This is a genomic window from Herbiconiux liangxiaofengii (genome assembly GCF_041927335.1).
Taxonomy (GTDB): Bacteria; Actinomycetota; Actinomycetes; order Actinomycetales; family Microbacteriaceae; genus Herbiconiux; species Herbiconiux liangxiaofengii.
Window position 1 is genome coordinate 79,496 of record NZ_JBHFHD010000001.1, and the last position, 16,024, is coordinate 95,519.

Below are 16,024 nucleotides of genomic sequence, written 5' to 3' on the forward strand. Positions count from 1 at the left end.
GCGCTGGGCGGGGGAGAGCTGCAGGATGCCGGTGGACTCGGCGATCCAGAGACCGTTGGCCGCCGACCAGGCCGCGAGCAGCCCGGCGCCCGCCGCGTCGGCCCCGCCCGAACCCGCCGAGCCCCCCGAACCCGCGGCCCCGAAGTCGAACCACTCCTGCAGGTACGCCAGCCACGGTGCCGACAGCTCCGGCCGCCGCACCGCCTCGGAGAACACCACGAACTCCCCGGCGGAGGCGCCGCCCTCGGTGGCGAAGTCGACGAACGCGGCCACCCGTTGGGCGAGGGTGGACTCCGGCAGCGGAACCTCGAGCGCGGCCTGCAGCTCACCCTGCCAGCGCTCGATGACGTGCTCGATCACGGCCACCATCAGCGCGTCTTTGCTGGGGAAGTGGTACATCAGGCCGGCCTTGGTGAGGCCGGCCTCGGTGGCCACCGTCTGGTAGGTGATGTCGGCGCCGCCCTCCGCGTCGACCACCCGCAGAGCGGCCTCGAGGATGTCGGTGCGAGAGCTCGATCTCATCCCTCGACTATGCCGTACGTACGGTGTACACGGCCCGAGCGGCCGGCGTACCGGAGGCCGATCAGCGGGCCGGCGGGGCTCCCGTGGAGTCGCGCACGATCAGCTCGGTCGGCACCGTGGTGAGTCCGCCGTCGGCCGCCGGGTCGCCCGCCGCGTCGATCTGGGCGAGCAGCCGCTCCATCGCGAGCCGGCCCACCGAGTGGAAGTCCTGCCGCACGGTGGTGAGGGGCGGCCAGAACGAGTGCGCCTCCTCCATGTCGTCGAAGCCCACCACGCTCACCTCGCCCGGGATGTCCCGGCCCAGCTCGTGCAGCGCCCGCATCGCGCCGAGCGCCATCTGGTCGTTGGCGGCGAACACGGCCGTGACGTCGGGGTCGACCCCGAGCGAGAGCGCGATCTGGTAGCCCGACTCGGTCGACCAGTCGCCGTGGCGCACCTCGGGCGGTTCGATGCCGGATGCCCGCAGCGTGTCGCGCCACGAGTCCACCCGGTGCATCGCCGAGAACGAGGTGGTCGGCCCCGCGATGTGATGCACGGTGCGGTGCCCGAGGTCGAGCAGGTGCTGGGTGGCGAGCCGCGCGCCCTCGATCTGGTCGTTGTCGACGACCGCGTATCCGGAGCTCGCGTTGGAGTCGACGACCACCACCGGAAGACCAGGTGGCAGCGTGATCTCGCCGCGGTCGAGCAGGTGCGCCTCGAACACGATCACCACGCCGTCGACCGCCTGGTCGTTGAGTCGGCGGTAGGCGCCCGACACGGCGCCGAGCGTCTGGTCGGCGAGGGGGATGAGCGTGACCGAGTAGTCGGCCTTGGCCGCCTCGGTGGCGATGGCGTCGAGGGTGCGCATGTTGCCGAGGGTGGCGAGGGTGAACATGATCACGCCGATGCTGTTGAAACGGCCGCGCTTGAGGGCCCGGGCGGCGCCGTTGGGGCGGTAGCCGAGGGCGCGCATCGACTCGAGCACGCGGTCGCGGGTGGACTCGTCGACGTTGCTGAGGCCGTTCGACACCCGCGACACCGTCTGCGACGACACCCCGGCGTGCTGGGCCACGTCGGCCATGGACGGCGCGCGGCGCTGCCGCCCTCCGGTCTCGAGCGTGTCGGTCATCGTCTCCCCAATTTCAGCGGATGCCCGCCAACGCTTGCATGGTTACGTCAACATGTTATGCTCATGCCGTTCATGTTGACGCAAACATCCGTCAACTCGAGCTCACCCGATCGAAAAGGACAACGACGATGACGTCAGCGACAGCAGCCAGGGCACGCCCGGCGCGACGCACACGGCGCGACTGGCGCGGCTGGGGGTTCGTGGCCCCGTTCATGATCGTCTTCCTCGCCGTGCTGGTGGCTCCGGTGGTCTACGCGATCGTGCTGTCGCTGTTCCGTCAGCAGCTGGTGGGCGGATCGGGCTTCGTGGGCCTCGGCAACTACGTGCAGCTGTTCCAGGACTCGAAGTTCTGGGAGTCGTTCTTCCGGGTGGCCCTGTTCCTGGTGGTGCAGGTGCCGATCATGCTCGCCCTCTCGCTCGGCGCGGCCCTCGCCATCGACAGCGCGCGGCTGCACGGCACCGCGTTCTTCCGCATCGCGATCTTCCTTCCCTACGCCGTTCCCGGCGTCGTGGCCGCCCTGATCTGGGGCTTCATGTACGGCAACCAGTTCGGCCTCTCCGGCTCCATCAACGACCTCGTCGGGTTCGAGCTGCTGCAGCCGTTCAGCTCGGAGTGGGTGCTCGCCTCCATCGGCAACATCGTCACGTGGGAGTTCCTGGGCTACAACATGCTCATCTTCTACGCCGCGCTCAAGGTCATCCCGGGCGAGCTCTACGAGGCGGCCGAGCTCGACGGAGCGGGCCAGTTCCGCATCATATCGGGCATCAAGCTGCCGGCGCTGCGCGGCTCGATCGTGATCGCCACGGTGTTCTCGATCATCGGCTCGTTCCAGCTGTTCAACGAGCCGAACCTGCTGAAGAACCTGGCGCCCAACGTGATCTCGAGCTACTTCACACCCAACATGTACGCCTACAACCTCTCCTTCGCCGGGCAGCAGTTCAACTACTCGGCCACCGTCGCCATCGTGATGGGCATCATCACCGCGGTCATCGCCTACATCGTGCAGTTGCGCGGTTCCCGACAGGAGGTGCGTTGAGTTGAGCGCCGTCACCGACTCCGTGCCCGCCGGCCCCACGGGCGCAGGCTCGTCCTCCTCTGCCACCTCGCAGAAGCCCCGCCGGTCGCGCCGCCCCGCCTACGTGCGCCCGTCCAAGGCGCCCCGCCAGCGCAAGTCGATCGTGCTCACGATCGTGATGGCCCTGTTCGTCATCTACTCGGTGGTGCCGCTGATCTGGCTCGTCGTCAACGCCACCAAAGACCAGGGCGACCTGTTCTCCAGCTTCGGCCTCTGGTTCGGCAGTGACTTCAACCTCTGGCAGAACATCGTCGACACGCTCACCTACCGCGACGGCATCTTCGTGCAGTGGTTCGGCAACACGCTGCTCTACGTGGTGGTGGGCGCGGGAGGCGCGACCTTCCTGGCGACGGTGGCCGGCTACGGCCTGGCCAAGTACAACTTCCCGGGCCGGCGCGCGGTATTCGCCGTGGTGCTGGGAGCCGTCGCCATCCCGGGCACGGCTCTGGCGGTGCCCACCTTCCTGATGTTCAGCCAGCTGGGGCTCACGAACACCCCGTGGGCCGTCATCCTGCCCTCGCTGATCAGCCCGTTCGGCCTCTACCTGATCTGGAACTTCGCGGTCGACGCGGTGCCCACCGAGGTGCTCGAGGCCGCCAGGATGGATGGAGCCAGCGAGGCGCGCACCTTCTTCACGATCTCGCTGCGGCTGCTCGCCCCCGGCATCGTGACGGTGCTGCTGTTCGCCATCGTGGCCACCTGGAACAACTACTTCCTGCCGCTCATCATGCTCAGCGAGCCCACCTGGTACCCGCTCACCGTCGGCCTCAGCCAGTGGAGCGCGCAGGCCTCGGGCGTCGCGGCCCAGCCCATCTACAACCTGGTGATCACCGGTGCGCTCCTCACCATCGTGCCGATCGTGATCGCCTTCCTGTTCCTCCAGCGCTTCTGGCAATCGGGCCTGAGCGCCGGAAGCGTCAAGCAGTGACGACCCCTGCACCGCTGGACGACCCCACCCCCACCCCTGCACAACGAAGAAGTTCGAAAGGAACCCCAATGAGCACCACCTCGCGGAGGAAGACACTGCGTCGTGTCGCCCTCGCCACAGCCACCACCCTCACCCTGGGCCTCGCCCTCGCCGCCTGCTCCTCGGGCTCCGGCGACGGCGGTTCGGGCGCTGCCGGCTCGGCCGACGACATCGAGGCCGCACTGGAGAAGGGCGGCGAGCTCACCTACTGGAGCTGGACCCCCTCGGGCGAGGCCCAGGTCGCCGCCTTCGAGAAGGCCTACCCGAACGTCGACGTCAAGCTCGTCAACGCCGGCACCAACAAAGACGAGTACACCAAGCTGCAGAACGCCATCACCGCCGGCTCCGGCGCTCCGGATGTCGCGCAGGTCGAGTACTACGCCATCCCGCAGTTCGCGCTCTCCGACTCCCTGGTCGATCTGAGCTCCTACGGCTTCGGCGACCTCGAGAGCAACTACAGCTCCGGCCCGTGGAGCTCGGTCTCGTTCGACGGCAAGATCTACGGCCTGCCCCAGGACTCGGGCCCCATGGCCATGTTCTACAACAAGACGGTGTTCGACCAGTTCGGCATCGAGGTGCCGAAGACCTACGACGAGTACATCGCCGCCGCCGAGAAGCTGCACGCGGCCGACCCGTCGAAGTACATCACCGCCGACACCGGAGACGCCGGTTTCGCCACGAGCATGATCTGGCAGGCCGGCGGCCAGCCGTTCACGGCCGAGGGCACCGACGTGTCGATCAACCTGCAGGACGACGGCTCGAAGAAGTGGGCCGACACCTGGGACAAGCTCAACGAGGGCGGCCTGCTCTCCACCACCCCGGCCTGGAACGACGAGTGGTACAAGGGTCTCGGCGACGGCAGCATCGCGACGCTGCTGACCGGTGCCTGGATGCCCGGCGTGCTCGAGTCGTCGGTCGCCGACGCCTCCGGCGACTGGCGCGTGGCCCCCATGCCCACCTACGACGGCACCCCGGTGACCGCCGAGAACGGCGGCGGCGGCCAGGTGGTGCTGAAGCAGTCGAAGAACCCGGCGCTGGCCGCGGGCTTCCTGAAGTGGCTGAACTCCGACCCCGAGTCGATCAAGGTGTTCCTGGAGTCGGGCGGATTCCCGTCCACCACGGCCGACCTCGAGTCGCCCGAGTTCCTCGCCGAGGCTCCCGAGTACTTCGGCGGCCAGAAGATCAACGAGGTGCTCGTCGACGCGTCGAAGAACGTGCCCACCGGATGGCACTACCTGCCCTACCAGGTGTACGCCAACAGCATCTTCGGTGACACCGTCGGCCAGGCCTACGAGGGCAAGAGCGACCTGAATGCCGGTCTGGAGACCTGGCAGGAGCAGCTGGTCGACTACGGCAACCAGCAGGGCTTCACCGTCAAGTAACCCCGCTCCACCCCTGCTCCACCCCTGCTCCACCCCGCTCCACCCCGGGGCGGCCCTGCCGGGCCGCCCCTCCCGCCGAGTTGCGCCGAATCGCCCCTTCAGAGCCCCCCGGAGGGCGATTCGGCGCAACTCGATGATCGTGAAAGGCACCTGAGCGTGTTCAAGGCCCGAGTCGAGATCGATGCCGGCACCGAGATCGGTGCGGTACCGCGCCGCCTGTTCGGCACCTTCGTCGAGCACATGGGGCGCAGCGTCTACCAGGGCATCTACGAGCCGGGGCACCCCGCAGCCGACGACCGTGGATTCCGCCGCGACGTGCTCGACCTCGTGCGCGAGCTCGGCGCCACCACCGTGCGCTACCCCGGTGGCAACTTCGTCTCTGGCTACCGCTGGGAAGACGGCGTGGGCCCGGTCGACGAACGCCCGGTGCGCCTGGACGCCGCCTGGCACAGCATCGAGACCAACCGCATCGGCCTGCACGAGTTCGCCGAGTGGGCGCGCGACGCCGGGCTCGAGCTGATGTACGCCGTGAACCTCGGCACGCGTGGCATCGCCGACGCGGCCGACGTGCTCGAGTACGCCAACCACCCGTCGGGCACGCGGCTCTCCGACGACCGCCGGGCGAACGGCGCCGAGAAGCCCTTCGGCATCCGGCTCTGGTGCCTCGGCAACGAGGTCGACGGGCCGTGGCAGATCGGCCACAAGACGGCCGACGAGTACGGCCGGCTGGCGGCCGAGACCGCCCGGCTGATGAAGTTCACCGACCCCACCGTCGAGCTGGTGGCGGCCGGGTCGTCGAACGCCGAGATGCCGACCTTCGGCGAGTGGGAGCGCACGGTGCTCCGTCACACGGTCGGCCTCGTCGACCACATCTCGCTGCACGCCTACTACGAGGAGGTCGAGGGCGACGCCCGGAGCTTCCTCGCCTCGGGCACCGCGTTCGACCGGTACATCGAGCAGGTGGCCGCCGTCATCGACGAGGCGGGCGCCGGGCCGGGCTCCGCGCATCCGGTGGGCATCAGCGTCGACGAGTGGAACGTGTGGTACCAGCGCCGCTGGAACGACATCGACAAGCCCCGGGTACTGAACGGCGACTGGCCCGAGCACCCGCGACTCATCGAAGACGCCTACTCGGTGACGGATGCGGTGGTTGTCGGGTCTCTGCTGGTCTCGTTGCTGCGCCACAGCGACCGCGTCTCGATGGCCAACCTCGCGCAGCTCGTGAACGTGATCGCCCCCATCCGCGCCGAGCCGGATGCGCCGGCCTGGCGCCAGACCACCTTCTTCCCCTTCCAGCGCACCGCTGCGCTCGCCCGCGGGCGCGTCGTGCAGACGGTGGTCGACGCGCCCGCGGTCGTCACCGCCGCGCACGGCGAGGCCCCCCTCGTCGACGCGGTCGCGACCGTGGCCGACGACGGCACGGTGGTGCTGTTCGTGACCAACCGCTCGCTCGACGACGACGCCTCGCTCGAGGTGGGGATCGCGGTTCCGGGCGCATCCGTTCTCTCGGTGCACGCGCCCTATTCGGTGCAGAGTGCCGAGACGCTGCGCACGCCCGAGGGAGGCGACCGTCACACCGTGAACGACGCCCTGTCGCAGCCCGTGGGTCTGACGGCCCTCGACGGGGTGGGCCTGGAAGCCCGCGGCGATTCGATCGTTCTCACCGCCACCCTGCCGGCCCTGTCGTGGTCGGTCGTGGTGCTCGGGCCTTCGGGCTCGCCGACCGTCAAGGAGCAGACGAATGTCTGAGTTCACCGTGCCGTCCTCCGACTCGGCCGCGCCGGGGGAACCCGGGGCGCCGGCCTCGCCGGGGGCGCCGGCCTCGCGCTTCGCCATCGGGCCCGTCGACTTCGAGCTCGACGGCGAGCCGTTCTGCATCCTCTCGGGGGCGCTGCACTACTTCCGCGTGCACCCCGATCTCTGGCGCGACCGCATCCGAAAGGCCCGCGAGATGGGCCTGAACACCATCGAGACCTACGTGGCCTGGAACGCCCACGCCCCGCGCGAGGGCGAGTTCGACCTCAGCGGCGGCCTCGACCTCGGCCGGTTCCTCGACGACGTGGCCGCCGAGGGCATGCACGCCATCGTGCGCCCCGGGCCCTACATCTGCGCCGAGTGGGACAACGGCGGGCTGCCCGCCTGGCTCTTCACCAGCGAAACCGTGGGTGTGCGCCGCGACGAACCTCAGTACCTCGCGGCCGTGCAGAAGTACTTCGAGCAGCTCGCTCCCGTGCTCGTGCCGCGGCAGATCGACCGCGGCGGGCCCGTCATCCTGGTGCAGATCGAGAACGAGTACGGCGCCTACGGCTCCGACCCGGTGTACCTCGAGAAGCTCGTGACCATGAACCGGGGCATCGGCCTCACCGTTCCGTTCACCACGGTCGACCAGCCCACGGCCGAGATGCTCGAGAACGGCAGCCTGCCGACCCTGCACAAGACCGGCTCGTTCGGCTCCCGCTCCACCGAGCGGCTCGCCACGCTGCGCGAGCACCAGCCCACCGGGCCGCTGATGTGCAGCGAGTTCTGGGACGGCTGGTTCGACTACTGGGGCGCCCACCATCACACCACCTCCACCGAGCAGTCGGCGGGCGACCTCGACGACCTGCTGGCGGCCGGGGCCTCGGTGAACATCTACATGTTCCACGGCGGCACCAACTTCGGCTTCACCAACGGCGCCAACGACAAGGGCGTCTACCAGCCCATCGTCACGAGCTACGACTACGACGCCCCGCTCGACGAGGCCGGGCGGCCGACCGCGAAGTACTGGGCCTTCCGGGAGGTTCTCGCCCGGTACAACCCGTCGATCCCGGATGCGCCTGCCGCGGTTCCGGCCCCGGATGCCGCGTCGTCCGCGGCCGCGGCCCCGGCCTTCCGGGTTCCGATGTCGGCCTCGCTGCCCCTGCTGTCGGTGACCGATGCGCTCGGCACCTGGGTGCACCGCTCGGAGGCGCCGACCATGGACGCCCTCGGGCACTTCACGGGCTTCGCGCTCTACCGCACCGAGCTCGATGGAACGGCGCCCGGGTCTTCCGTGCTCTCGTTCGGCGAGGTGCGCGACCGCGCGCTCGTGCTGCTGAACGGCGACCCCGTGGGCGTACTCGCCCGCGATCACCACGACCGGCGCATCGCCCTGCCGGCCGGGGCGCGCGGAACGCTCGACATTCTCGTGGAAAACCAGGGCCGGGTCGACTACGGCCCCCGGATCGGCGAGCCCAAGGGGCTGATCGGCACCGTGTGCCTCGACGGGTCGCCGGTGCTGGGGTGGGACGTGCTGCCGCTGCAGCTCGACGACATCTCGGCCCTCACCGGGCTGCTGGCGGAGGCGGCTCACGCACGCCAGGCGCCTGCCGACCCCGTGAACGGCTCGGCATCCGGATCTCGTGTGCCGGCACCGTCGGCGCTGGCGGGCCCGGCCTTCGGGTACGCCACGTTCGACGTCGACACCGGTGCCGACCTCTACCTCGACACCCGCGACTGGGGCAAGGGCGTGGTGTGGGTGAACGGGTTCAACCTCGGCCGGTACTGGTCGCGCGGGCCGCAGCACACGCTCATCGTGCCGGCGCCGGTGCTCAGGGCCACGGGCAACACCCTCGTGGTGTTCGAGCTGCACGCCGCCGCGGCGACGGCCACGTTCGCGCCGGCCCCCGACCTCGGTCACACCGACTTCTGACCCCGGGCTCACCCCAGATCCGTCACTTTTGGCCCCAAACGCGCGGTTTTGGGGCCAAAAGTGACGGATCTGGTGTTCAGGGTGGGGTCAGAGGGCGCTGAGCAGGGCGGGCCAGACCTCGGGAGCCACGGGGTACGGCGTCGAGAACGACAGGCGCTGCACCACGCCCCCGAAACGCTCGCGCAGCTGGGCCGCGACCGCGGCCGGCGTTCCGACCGCCGCGAACTCCGCCAGCACCTCGTCGTTCACGAGGTCGGTCATTGCGTTCCACTCCTTGCGCACCGAACCCGCGTGCAGCTGCTCGTGCAGCTCGCCCCAGCCGTGCAGCTCGAGCACGCCCTTGTACGCCGGCGTCGAACCGTAGAAGGCGATCTGTTTCTTGATGGCGGTGATCGCGGTGGCGAGCTCCGCATCCGTCGACCCCACCGCCACCAGCGCCGGCAGGCTCACCTCGACCGTGTCGTCGAGGTCGGCACCGCGGCCGGCGGATGCACGCCCCCGTGCCAGCGCCGGCAGCGACACCTCGCTCAGGTACCGCGGGGTGGTGAAGCTGTGGCTGAGGAAGCCGTCGGCCACCGCGCCGGCCGTCTCGGTCATCAGCGAGCCCACGGCCGCCAGCGCGATGCGCGGGTTGCCGTGCGGGTTCGGGCCCGGGTCGAACACCGGCGACATGAGCGTGTGCGTGTAGAACTCGCCCTCGAAGCGCAGCCGGTCGCCGCTCTGCCAGCTCGCCCAGATCGACCGCACCGCGTCGACGTACTCGCGCATCCGCCGGGCCGGATGCGACCACGGCATCGAGAAGCGGCGTTCGATGTGCGGCTTCACCTGCGAGCCGAGACCGAGAACGAACCGCCCGCCCGAGACGAGCTGCAGGTCGTTCGCCAGCATGGCCGTGTTCATCGGGTTGCGGGCGAACGCCACCGCGATGGCGCTCGAGAGCCGCACGCGCTCGGTGGCCCGGGCGGCGAGCGTGAGGGCCACGAACGGGTCGTGCCTGGTCTCGGTGACGAGCACGCCGTCGAATCCCTCGGACTCGGCGGTGACGGCGGCCTGCTCGAGCTGCAGCGGGGTGCTGGCGATGTCGCCGCCGGCATCCAGGGCGAACAGGCGGTCGGGGGCGGCTTCGGGGGTCTCGTCGGTGAGCATGCCGCCATCCCAGCACAGGCCCCGGATGCGCGCGCGCCCGCTGTGGGGTGGGCACAATCCGGCGGGCCACGACGGCCCCGTGTTCTGTGACGGTGCTCGCCCTCGATGCGGTCGGCGCTACGCCGCGGCCGGCGCCCAGGTCAGGTCGTGGTGGCCCTGACCAGTCGGTCGACGTCGGCGCGCGCCGCCTCGGTGAGCGGGCGGCAGATGATCAGCAGGTCGTCGAATCGCTCGGGAGCCCGGGTGACGGTGTACCCGAGGGAGACCGTGCCGATCGCGGTGTCGAGGAATGACAGCTCGCCCGCGAGCTTGGAGGGGATCGACTCCTCCGCCCAGGCGTCGGAGAACTCCTGGCTCGTGGCGGCCAGCTCTCCGACGATGCCGACGAAGGACTGGTCGACGGCATGCTGATCGATCGACTCGCGCAGCATCCCGGCGACCTGGGCGGCCGCGGCATCCCAGCAGTCACGGTCGCGCGGCACCTCGCTCGACAGGAACGTGTAGCGGGCGAGGTTCATGCCCTCCTGGAAGCCGGGCGAGAGGGCGCGCGCCAGAGCGTTCGAGGCCAGCACCTGCAGGTGGCGGTCGACCAGAACGGCCCCGAGGTGGGTCCAGGTCTGCATCTGCTCGCGCGTGCGGGCTCGGTGCGCGTGCATCGACAGCTCGTCATGCTCCATGCCGCCACCGTAGTCAGAGGGCGGCCCGCGTCCCTGTCCCTGCCAGGGACGGTCAGACCGTCCCGCCGTTCTCGAGGTGCGGGCGCCGGGGCGGGTCCAGGGGAGTCCGAATGCCGAGAGCCGATCCCCATCCAGGAGTTGCCGACACCGTGAGCACGCCGTCGGGCGTGACCACCTGCTCGGTGATACGGCGCGCAGTGTGCCGAGGCCTCGCCGCAGTCCATGTCACGGAAGCCGAAGAGCACATAGCGGCTGGGCGGGGAATGCTGCGGGTACGGACGGGCGGCCGGGGCGGCTTGGCGGATTCAGCTCGAATCGCCGAACGACCTTGGTCGGCTGTCAGCTAAGGCCTGGATCACCTGGTCGGATGTCGACGGATCCCATCCATCGGCGCGCGACTCCACGCTGACGGCGTCGGTAATCGGTCGCAGCACATCCGTTACGGCGTCACGCCGACGCCGTCGAACCGCGACGATGACGATGCGCACGGTGGCACCGCCGCCCACTGCCACCCAGAACGTGAGCTCGATCCACGACAACACGTCTTCAGCTAGCTCGAACGCCACGATGATCCTCCGTCGCATGCCTCACCTGACTGCCACCATGTCGGTGCCTTGACAGCCTCGACCATTAATGCTGAGAATACGTCATGAAAAAGCCGATAGCGCTGCTTGTGTCCATTGCGATTCTCCCGTGCCTCATGGGGGCCGCAACCCAGCCGCCGCCCGATGCCTCTTCGACTGGCCAGGTTGATCTCGAAGCCGACATCGACGGCGCGGGCGCTACGGTGGTAGATCCTGCCGTCTATGACTCAGAGACCGTTGTCGTCGTCGACGAGTCGGGGAGCGCAATCGAGCAGTCCTCCGGTGACACCGGGGCGGGTTCAGCGTCGGATGCTGGTCTGTCCGGCTGTGACTATCGAAACGCGGTGTTCACGAACCTCAGTGGCTGGCAGGACTCGGTCGACGGCTGTGGGATCATCGGCTTCGATTGGTCGGCGCGCTATTCCTACAGCTGGAGCCAAGATACGTTCGCATGGAACTCGGGCCCGTCCTGCGTCCAAGGTCGCGGCTACTCCACCAACCGCACCGTATCCACCCCCGTGTGGTCCAACGCTGGCTGCGGCAGCAAGGGCACTGTGAGCGCCTTCATCGGGAATCGCGCAACTGTTGCGAAGATCAGGGGGCATGTGAACGCCGTAGCAAAGATCGGCTACGTGCGCTGGAAATGAGCTCGGGTGGAGCGACGCGATGGTGGACGACAGCGCTCACCTTCGCGATGCTGGCGACGATCAGCGGGTGCACCGTCTGGTCCGGGGAACGCTTTGACATGGAGAGTTTGACAGCACTCGAGGCCGATCCCAACTGCACCAGTCCGCACCGATTGGACGGCGATCCGGACTACTACGGCTCGTCCGCCGGCCTGTACTGCCTTCCCGATGAGGGCTTGGGGATCATCGTGAAGGTTTACGACGACCCGGAAGCCACCTACAAGATGATCGGCGACTGGGCGGAGCTCATAGATGAGTCAAACCAGATCGTGTACTCGGGCCACTGGTTCGCGACCGGTCCGGCAGAGTCCCTGTCGGAGATGTTCGACGGATTCGAGATGGCGGGGCCATCGAGTGCGGCCCCGCCATCGCGATCGATGTCGCCATCTGAGGCCGATCTGGCACTGTGCTCGTCCATTTCGTACGGTGTGTTGACCGATGCGCTAACCGGAGCGGAGGCGTCGGAGTTGGAGCCGTACTTCGAGAGCTACCCCGGTCTGGATCAGGCCGTGGAGGGCATCGCGAGCGAAGCGTTGCAGTCTGGGTATCGCGACTACGAAGGCGACGACCTGTTGGCAGCAGCGTTTCTCACGCAGTGGGACGATTGGATCAAACAGCTCTGTGCATCGCAGTAGCGCTGGCAGCACCGGGGCGGGTCAGCGGGTGAGGGCGGCGAGTTCGGCGCGGGTGCGGGCGCCCGCCTTACGCAGCAGGTTCGAGACGTGGAACTTCACCGTGTTGTCGCTGATGCCGAGGGCGCGGGCGATGTCGCGGTTGCGGTCGCCTGCGGCAACCAGGCGCAGCACGTCGCGCTCGCGGTCGGAGAGGGCGACCGCCGCGTCGAGGTGATCGGGTTCGGCGGGCGGGTCGAGGGGAATCCGGATGTCGAGAGCCGACCCCCATCCGGGAGTCGCCGACACCGTGAGCACGCCGTCGAGCGCGCCCACCTGCTCGGCGATGGGGCGCAATGCGTCGTCGTGCGCGGTGAGCTCGCCCCGGCCGTCGTCGCGGATGCCGATGAGCAGGTTGAGGCCGTCGCAGTCCCATTGGATGCGCACCCGCCGGGCCTCGCCGCCGTCGACCAGAGCGAGCACCGTGCTGCGCGCGATCGCCCGCGCCGCTCGCGCCACCTCGCCCGGGAGGGCGCGGCCGGTGGCCGGCGGCTCAACGAACTGCACGTCGAGGCCGCCGAAGCGAACGAGCGGCTTGAGGTCGTTCTGCAGCCGCGCGAACGCGCCGACGACGGGCTCGAGAAGGTCGCTGCGCTGCTGGTCGCCCTGTTCGCGCAGGCCCACCAAGGCGTTCGTGGCCAGCTCGACGGCCAGCGCGCGGGCCGCGCGGTCGTCGAGCCGGTCGGAGCGGAGGATGGCGAGAACCGACTCGAGGGTCACCGCGTGGCGGTCGGCCTGCTCGGTCACCAGGCGGGCGTGGTCGGTGAGGTGACGGCGCGAGTCGTCCGAGAGCGGATCCGCGGCGGATGCGGTGGCGGTCATCCGGTCAACCTACCCGATCGGCGACACCTGCCCGAACGGGTGGGCGGAACCGCCCCGACGGGCGGGCGGCAGGGGCGTGCGGGGCGCGCAGGCTGAGGTGATGACCATCTCGCAGCACCATGTCGCCGGTTCGCTCAGCCTGATCGCGCGGGAGCTCGACGGCCTGGTCGCCGCGGTGACGGGCCGCCCGGCCGCTGCCGCCGGCGGCACCGACGGCACCGACGGCGTGAGCGGCCGCGCCGACGGCACCGCAATCGACGACCGCGACGACCGCGACGACCGCGACGACCGCGCCGCTCTCGCCGACCTCGCCGACCCCGACGGGCGCGACGCCCTCGACGACCTGGCCGACCTTGTCGCCGCGTCATCCCGCGTGTTCGTGCACGGCGCCGGCCGCTCGGGGCTCGCCCTGCGGATGACCGCGATGCGGCTGATGCACCTCGGCCTCACCGTGCACGTGGTGGGCGACGTGACCACGCCCGCCATCGCGGCGGACGACCTGCTGCTCACCGCGAGCGGCTCCGGCACCACGGGCAGCATCGTGCGCGCCGCCGAGACGGCCCGGCAGGCCGGCGCGAAGGTGGCCGCGTTCACCACCGAGCGCGGCTCGGAGCTCGCCCGTCTCGCCTCCGTCGTCGTGGTGGTTCCGGCCGCCGGCAAGCTCGACCGCTCGGGCGCGGCCTCGGCGCAGTATGCCGGGAGCCTGTTCGAGCAGGCGGTGGTGCTGCTCGGCGACGCGCTGTTCGACGCGCTCTGGCACCGCTCGGGCGCATCCGCCGACGAGCTCTGGCCGCGGCACGCGAACCTCGAATGACGCCCACGATCCCCTCTCCCGATCCCCTCCCGCAACAGAAGGAAAGCCCGATGAAACTGCAGTTCGCCATGGACACCGTCACCACCGAAGCCGCCCTCGAGCTGGCCGCCGCCGCGGCGCCGCACGTCGACATCCTCGAGCTCGGCACCCCGCTGATCAAAGCCGCCGGCCTCTCGGCCGTCACCGCGATCAAGGCGGCGCACCCCGACAAGATCGTCTTCGCCGACCTCAAGACCATGGATGCCGGCGAGCTCGAAGCCGACATCGCCTTCACCGCCGGGGCCGACCTGGTGACCGTGCTGGGCACCGCGGGTGACAGCACCATCGTGGGCGCCGTCAAGGCCGCCACCAAGCACGGCAAGGGAATCGTCGCCGATCTCATCGGCGTGGCCGACAAGCCGGCCCGCGCCCGCGAGGTGGTGGCGCTCGGTGTGCAGTTCGTCGAGATGCATGCCGGACTCGACGAGCAGGCCGAGGAGGGCTTTACCTTCGAGACCCTGCTTCGGGATGGCGAGGCCTCCGGTGTCGCGTTCTCGGTGGCCGGCGGCATCACCGCGTCCACCATCGCGGCGGTACAGCGGTCGGGCGCTGAGGTCGCCGTGGCGGGCAACGCCATCTACGGCGCTCCCGACGTGGGAGCGGCGGCCGCCGAGCTCCGCGCCGCCATCGTCTGACCGTTCGGGTGCCGGCGCCGGCGCCGGGCCACGCGGCTCTGACGCGGTCGAGCCGGGCGACCCCGCGCCGGCACCGAGCCGCCGGGGCCCGCGCGGCTCAGACGCGGTCGAGCCGGGCGAGCGCCTCGTCGAAGCGGGCGAGGTCGGCCGTGAGCCCCTCCGGGGGCTCGGCGCCGTGGCGGGTCAGCTCGGCGAGGTCGGCGGCGAGGTTCGTTCGCGCCCCCGTGATCGCGGCGCGCAGGGCGGCTGCGGCGACCCCCACATCGGGCCGCAGGTAGGCCGGTGCGAGCGGCGCCAGCTCTTCGAGGTCGGTCAGCGCGTCGAGGGCGAGCAGGGCGAGGTCGTCGGATGCGCGTGCCGCAGCCGACCCCGCCGATCGCACGGCGGCATCCCGTCGCTCGCCCGCCGGCTGGTGATACGCGGCGCCGAACTGCTTCGAGCGCCGCGCATCGACGTCGGCGAGCTCGAGCGCCCGCTCCCGCCGCTCCTCGGCCCGCGCCCGGATGGCGGCGACCGCCTCCGCGCGCCCTGCTACGGCGGCCCTGCCTGAACCTGCGGACCCCGCGGCACTGCCATCGGCGGCATCGCCAGCCCCGCCCCCGCCTGCCTCGCCCCCGCCCACGCGTGCGGCACCCGCGGCCCCGCCACCCTCACCCGCGCCGCCCACGCCGCCCGGAGCCCCGGTACCTTCGGCCGCCCGCATCGCGTACCCCGCCACCATCGACGTCAGCGCGCACCCCATGGCCAGCATCACGCCCGAAGCCGCCCCGCCGCCGGGATCGCCCACCGGCTCGGCCAGCCGGCGCATCCAGTCGTGCACGGTCGAACCGCCCGTGGTGGCGCCGATCTCGGGGCTCATGCGGCATCCGTTCGTCGTGGCCGTGAAAGGGAGGGATGCGGGGGTTCAGCCCCGGTCGACGAGCTCCTGGTAGTCGGGATGCGCGTCGATGAAGTGGGCCACGAACGAGCACTGCGGCACCACGGTGAGCCCACCCGAGGTGCGCACGTCGTCGAGCGCGAACTCCACCAGGCGGCCCGCGAGCCCGCCCTTGCGACGGGTGGGATCGACCTCGGTGCGCGTGAAGATGATGCGCGAGCCCTCCACCCGATAGTCGGCGAAGCCGGCCACCTCGTCGTCGAGGGCGATGGTGTAGCGGCTCTGCCGGGCTTCGTTCTTGATCGTGGTGCTCATCCGGCCCGACGATACGCCGCCCACCTTCGAACT

At 70.2% G+C, this 16,024-nt stretch carries 16 protein-coding genes and 1 pseudogene; 9 read left to right on the plus strand and 8 right to left on the minus strand.

Annotated elements, in window-relative coordinates:
• Positions 1–27: 27 nt before the first annotated feature.
• A pseudogene (locus ACEXOR_RS00385) lies at positions 28–522 on the minus strand (TetR/AcrR family transcriptional regulator); the annotation flags it as partial.
• Between the two features lie 61 nt (positions 523–583).
• On the minus strand, positions 584–1,630 hold the full coding sequence (locus tag ACEXOR_RS00390) for a LacI family DNA-binding transcriptional regulator (RefSeq protein WP_374847358.1): 1,047 nt from the start codon (positions 1,628–1,630) through the stop codon (positions 584–586).
• 128 nt (positions 1,631–1,758) lie between these two features.
• On the opposite strand from ACEXOR_RS00390, the gene ACEXOR_RS00395 reads away from it, so the two are divergent.
• The 5 genes from ACEXOR_RS00395 to ACEXOR_RS00415 all read left to right on the plus strand — a co-directional run bounded on the left by ACEXOR_RS00395 (position 1,759) and on the right by ACEXOR_RS00415 (position 8,725).
• Positions 1,759–2,667 carry a carbohydrate ABC transporter permease gene (locus tag ACEXOR_RS00395; protein WP_374847359.1) on the plus strand — a complete coding sequence of 303 codons (909 nt, stop codon included), beginning with the start codon at positions 1,759–1,761 and terminating at the stop codon, positions 2,665–2,667.
• A gap of 157 nt (positions 2,668–2,824) precedes the next feature.
• Complete coding sequence (locus ACEXOR_RS00400; protein ID WP_374847462.1) at positions 2,825–3,634, plus strand: carbohydrate ABC transporter permease; 810 nt, start codon at positions 2,825–2,827, stop codon at positions 3,632–3,634.
• 68 nt (positions 3,635–3,702) lie between these two features.
• Positions 3,703–5,055, plus strand: coding sequence for an ABC transporter substrate-binding protein (locus tag ACEXOR_RS00405; protein ID WP_374847361.1), 1,353 nt, complete (start codon positions 3,703–3,705; stop codon positions 5,053–5,055).
• A 156-nt stretch (positions 5,056–5,211) separates the two neighbouring features.
• A complete protein-coding gene (arfA, locus tag ACEXOR_RS00410) occupies positions 5,212–6,804 on the plus strand; it encodes an arabinosylfuranosidase ArfA (protein WP_374847363.1) in 1,593 nt (530 codons plus the stop codon).
• Positions 6,797–8,725: a glycoside hydrolase family 35 protein gene (locus ACEXOR_RS00415; RefSeq protein ID WP_374847364.1), complete on the plus strand. Its 1,929-nt coding sequence runs from the start codon at positions 6,797–6,799 to the stop codon at positions 8,723–8,725. The genes arfA and ACEXOR_RS00415 overlap by 8 nt, the downstream gene beginning before the upstream one ends.
• An 87-nt stretch (positions 8,726–8,812) precedes the next feature.
• Here the strand turns inward: ACEXOR_RS00415 and ACEXOR_RS00420 are convergent, their stop codons facing one another.
• From ACEXOR_RS00420 to ACEXOR_RS00430, 3 genes are all read right to left on the minus strand, one after another.
• Positions 8,813–9,871 carry a TIGR03617 family F420-dependent LLM class oxidoreductase gene (locus ACEXOR_RS00420; RefSeq protein WP_374847365.1) on the minus strand — a complete coding sequence of 353 codons (1,059 nt, stop codon included), beginning with the start codon at positions 9,869–9,871 and terminating at the stop codon, positions 8,813–8,815.
• Positions 9,872–10,011: 140 nt separating this feature from the next.
• Positions 10,012–10,548, minus strand: a complete 537-nt coding sequence (locus ACEXOR_RS00425) for an MmyB family transcriptional regulator (RefSeq protein ID WP_374847366.1) — start codon at positions 10,546–10,548, stop codon at positions 10,012–10,014.
• Positions 10,549–10,853: 305 nt separating this feature from the next.
• Positions 10,854–11,114: a hypothetical protein gene (locus tag ACEXOR_RS00430; protein ID WP_374847367.1), complete on the minus strand. Its 261-nt coding sequence runs from the start codon at positions 11,112–11,114 to the stop codon at positions 10,854–10,856.
• 83 nt (positions 11,115–11,197) lie between these two features.
• Between ACEXOR_RS00430 and ACEXOR_RS00435 the strand changes: the two genes are divergently transcribed.
• Both ACEXOR_RS00435 and ACEXOR_RS00440 read left to right on the plus strand, forming a co-directional pair.
• Positions 11,198–11,779, plus strand: a complete 582-nt coding sequence (locus ACEXOR_RS00435; protein ID WP_374847368.1) for a hypothetical protein — start codon at positions 11,198–11,200, stop codon at positions 11,777–11,779.
• A 47-nt stretch (positions 11,780–11,826) separates the two neighbouring features.
• Positions 11,827–12,453, plus strand: coding sequence for a hypothetical protein (locus ACEXOR_RS00440; protein ID WP_374847369.1), 627 nt, complete (start codon positions 11,827–11,829; stop codon positions 12,451–12,453).
• Positions 12,454–12,474: 21 nt separating this feature from the next.
• On the opposite strand, the gene ACEXOR_RS00445 is transcribed toward ACEXOR_RS00440, so the two are convergent.
• On the minus strand, positions 12,475–13,311 hold the full coding sequence (locus tag ACEXOR_RS00445) for a LuxR C-terminal-related transcriptional regulator (protein WP_374847370.1): 837 nt from the start codon (positions 13,309–13,311) through the stop codon (positions 12,475–12,477).
• A gap of 100 nt (positions 13,312–13,411) precedes the next feature.
• Between ACEXOR_RS00445 and hxlB the strand changes: the two genes are divergently transcribed.
• Both hxlB and hxlA read left to right on the plus strand, forming a co-directional pair.
• A complete protein-coding gene (hxlB, locus tag ACEXOR_RS00450) occupies positions 13,412–14,125 on the plus strand; it encodes a 6-phospho-3-hexuloisomerase (protein WP_374847371.1) in 714 nt (237 codons plus the stop codon).
• A gap of 50 nt (positions 14,126–14,175) precedes the next feature.
• Complete coding sequence (gene hxlA / locus ACEXOR_RS00455; RefSeq protein WP_374847372.1) at positions 14,176–14,799, plus strand: 3-hexulose-6-phosphate synthase; 624 nt, start codon at positions 14,176–14,178, stop codon at positions 14,797–14,799.
• Positions 14,800–14,896: 97 nt separating this feature from the next.
• Here hxlA and ACEXOR_RS00460 read toward each other — a convergent pair whose 3' ends face one another.
• Both ACEXOR_RS00460 and ACEXOR_RS00465 read right to left on the minus strand, forming a co-directional pair.
• Positions 14,897–15,658, minus strand: coding sequence for a cyclodeaminase/cyclohydrolase family protein (locus tag ACEXOR_RS00460; RefSeq protein ID WP_374847373.1), 762 nt, complete (start codon positions 15,656–15,658; stop codon positions 14,897–14,899).
• Between the two features lie 45 nt (positions 15,659–15,703).
• Positions 15,704–15,991 (minus strand): GNAT family N-acetyltransferase, encoded by a 288-nt coding sequence (locus ACEXOR_RS00465; protein ID WP_374847374.1) that lies wholly within the window; start codon positions 15,989–15,991, stop codon positions 15,704–15,706.
• Positions 15,992–16,024: the final 33 nt, after the last annotated feature.

Bases quoted from the DNA above. Each gene is read 5' to 3' on its own strand.
- ACEXOR_RS00400 (WP_374847462.1), top strand. From the start codon at position 2,825: ATGGCCCTGTTCGTCATCTACTCGGTGGTGCCGCTGATCTGGCTCGTC.
- ACEXOR_RS00390 (WP_374847358.1), bottom strand. From the start codon at position 1,630: ATGACCGACACGCTCGAGACCGGAGGGCGGCAGCGCCGCGCGCCGTCC.
- ACEXOR_RS00415 (WP_374847364.1), top strand. From the start codon at position 6,797: ATGTCTGAGTTCACCGTGCCGTCCTCCGACTCGGCCGCGCCGGGGGAA.
- ACEXOR_RS00465 (WP_374847374.1), bottom strand. From the start codon at position 15,991: ATGAGCACCACGATCAAGAACGAAGCCCGGCAGAGCCGCTACACCATC.
- hxlA (WP_374847372.1), top strand. From the start codon at position 14,176: ATGAAACTGCAGTTCGCCATGGACACCGTCACCACCGAAGCCGCCCTC.
- ACEXOR_RS00460 (WP_374847373.1), bottom strand. From the start codon at position 15,658: ATGAGCCCCGAGATCGGCGCCACCACGGGCGGTTCGACCGTGCACGAC.
- ACEXOR_RS00405 (WP_374847361.1), top strand. From the start codon at position 3,703: ATGAGCACCACCTCGCGGAGGAAGACACTGCGTCGTGTCGCCCTCGCC.
- ACEXOR_RS00445 (WP_374847370.1), bottom strand. From the start codon at position 13,311: ATGACCGCCACCGCATCCGCCGCGGATCCGCTCTCGGACGACTCGCGC.
- ACEXOR_RS00435 (WP_374847368.1), top strand. From the start codon at position 11,198: ATGAAAAAGCCGATAGCGCTGCTTGTGTCCATTGCGATTCTCCCGTGC.
- ACEXOR_RS00425 (WP_374847366.1), bottom strand. From the start codon at position 10,548: ATGGAGCATGACGAGCTGTCGATGCACGCGCACCGAGCCCGCACGCGC.
- ACEXOR_RS00440 (WP_374847369.1), top strand. From the start codon at position 11,827: ATGCTGGCGACGATCAGCGGGTGCACCGTCTGGTCCGGGGAACGCTTT.
- ACEXOR_RS00395 (WP_374847359.1), top strand. From the start codon at position 1,759: ATGACGTCAGCGACAGCAGCCAGGGCACGCCCGGCGCGACGCACACGG.
- hxlB (WP_374847371.1), top strand. From the start codon at position 13,412: ATGACCATCTCGCAGCACCATGTCGCCGGTTCGCTCAGCCTGATCGCG.
- ACEXOR_RS00420 (WP_374847365.1), bottom strand. From the start codon at position 9,871: ATGCTCACCGACGAGACCCCCGAAGCCGCCCCCGACCGCCTGTTCGCC.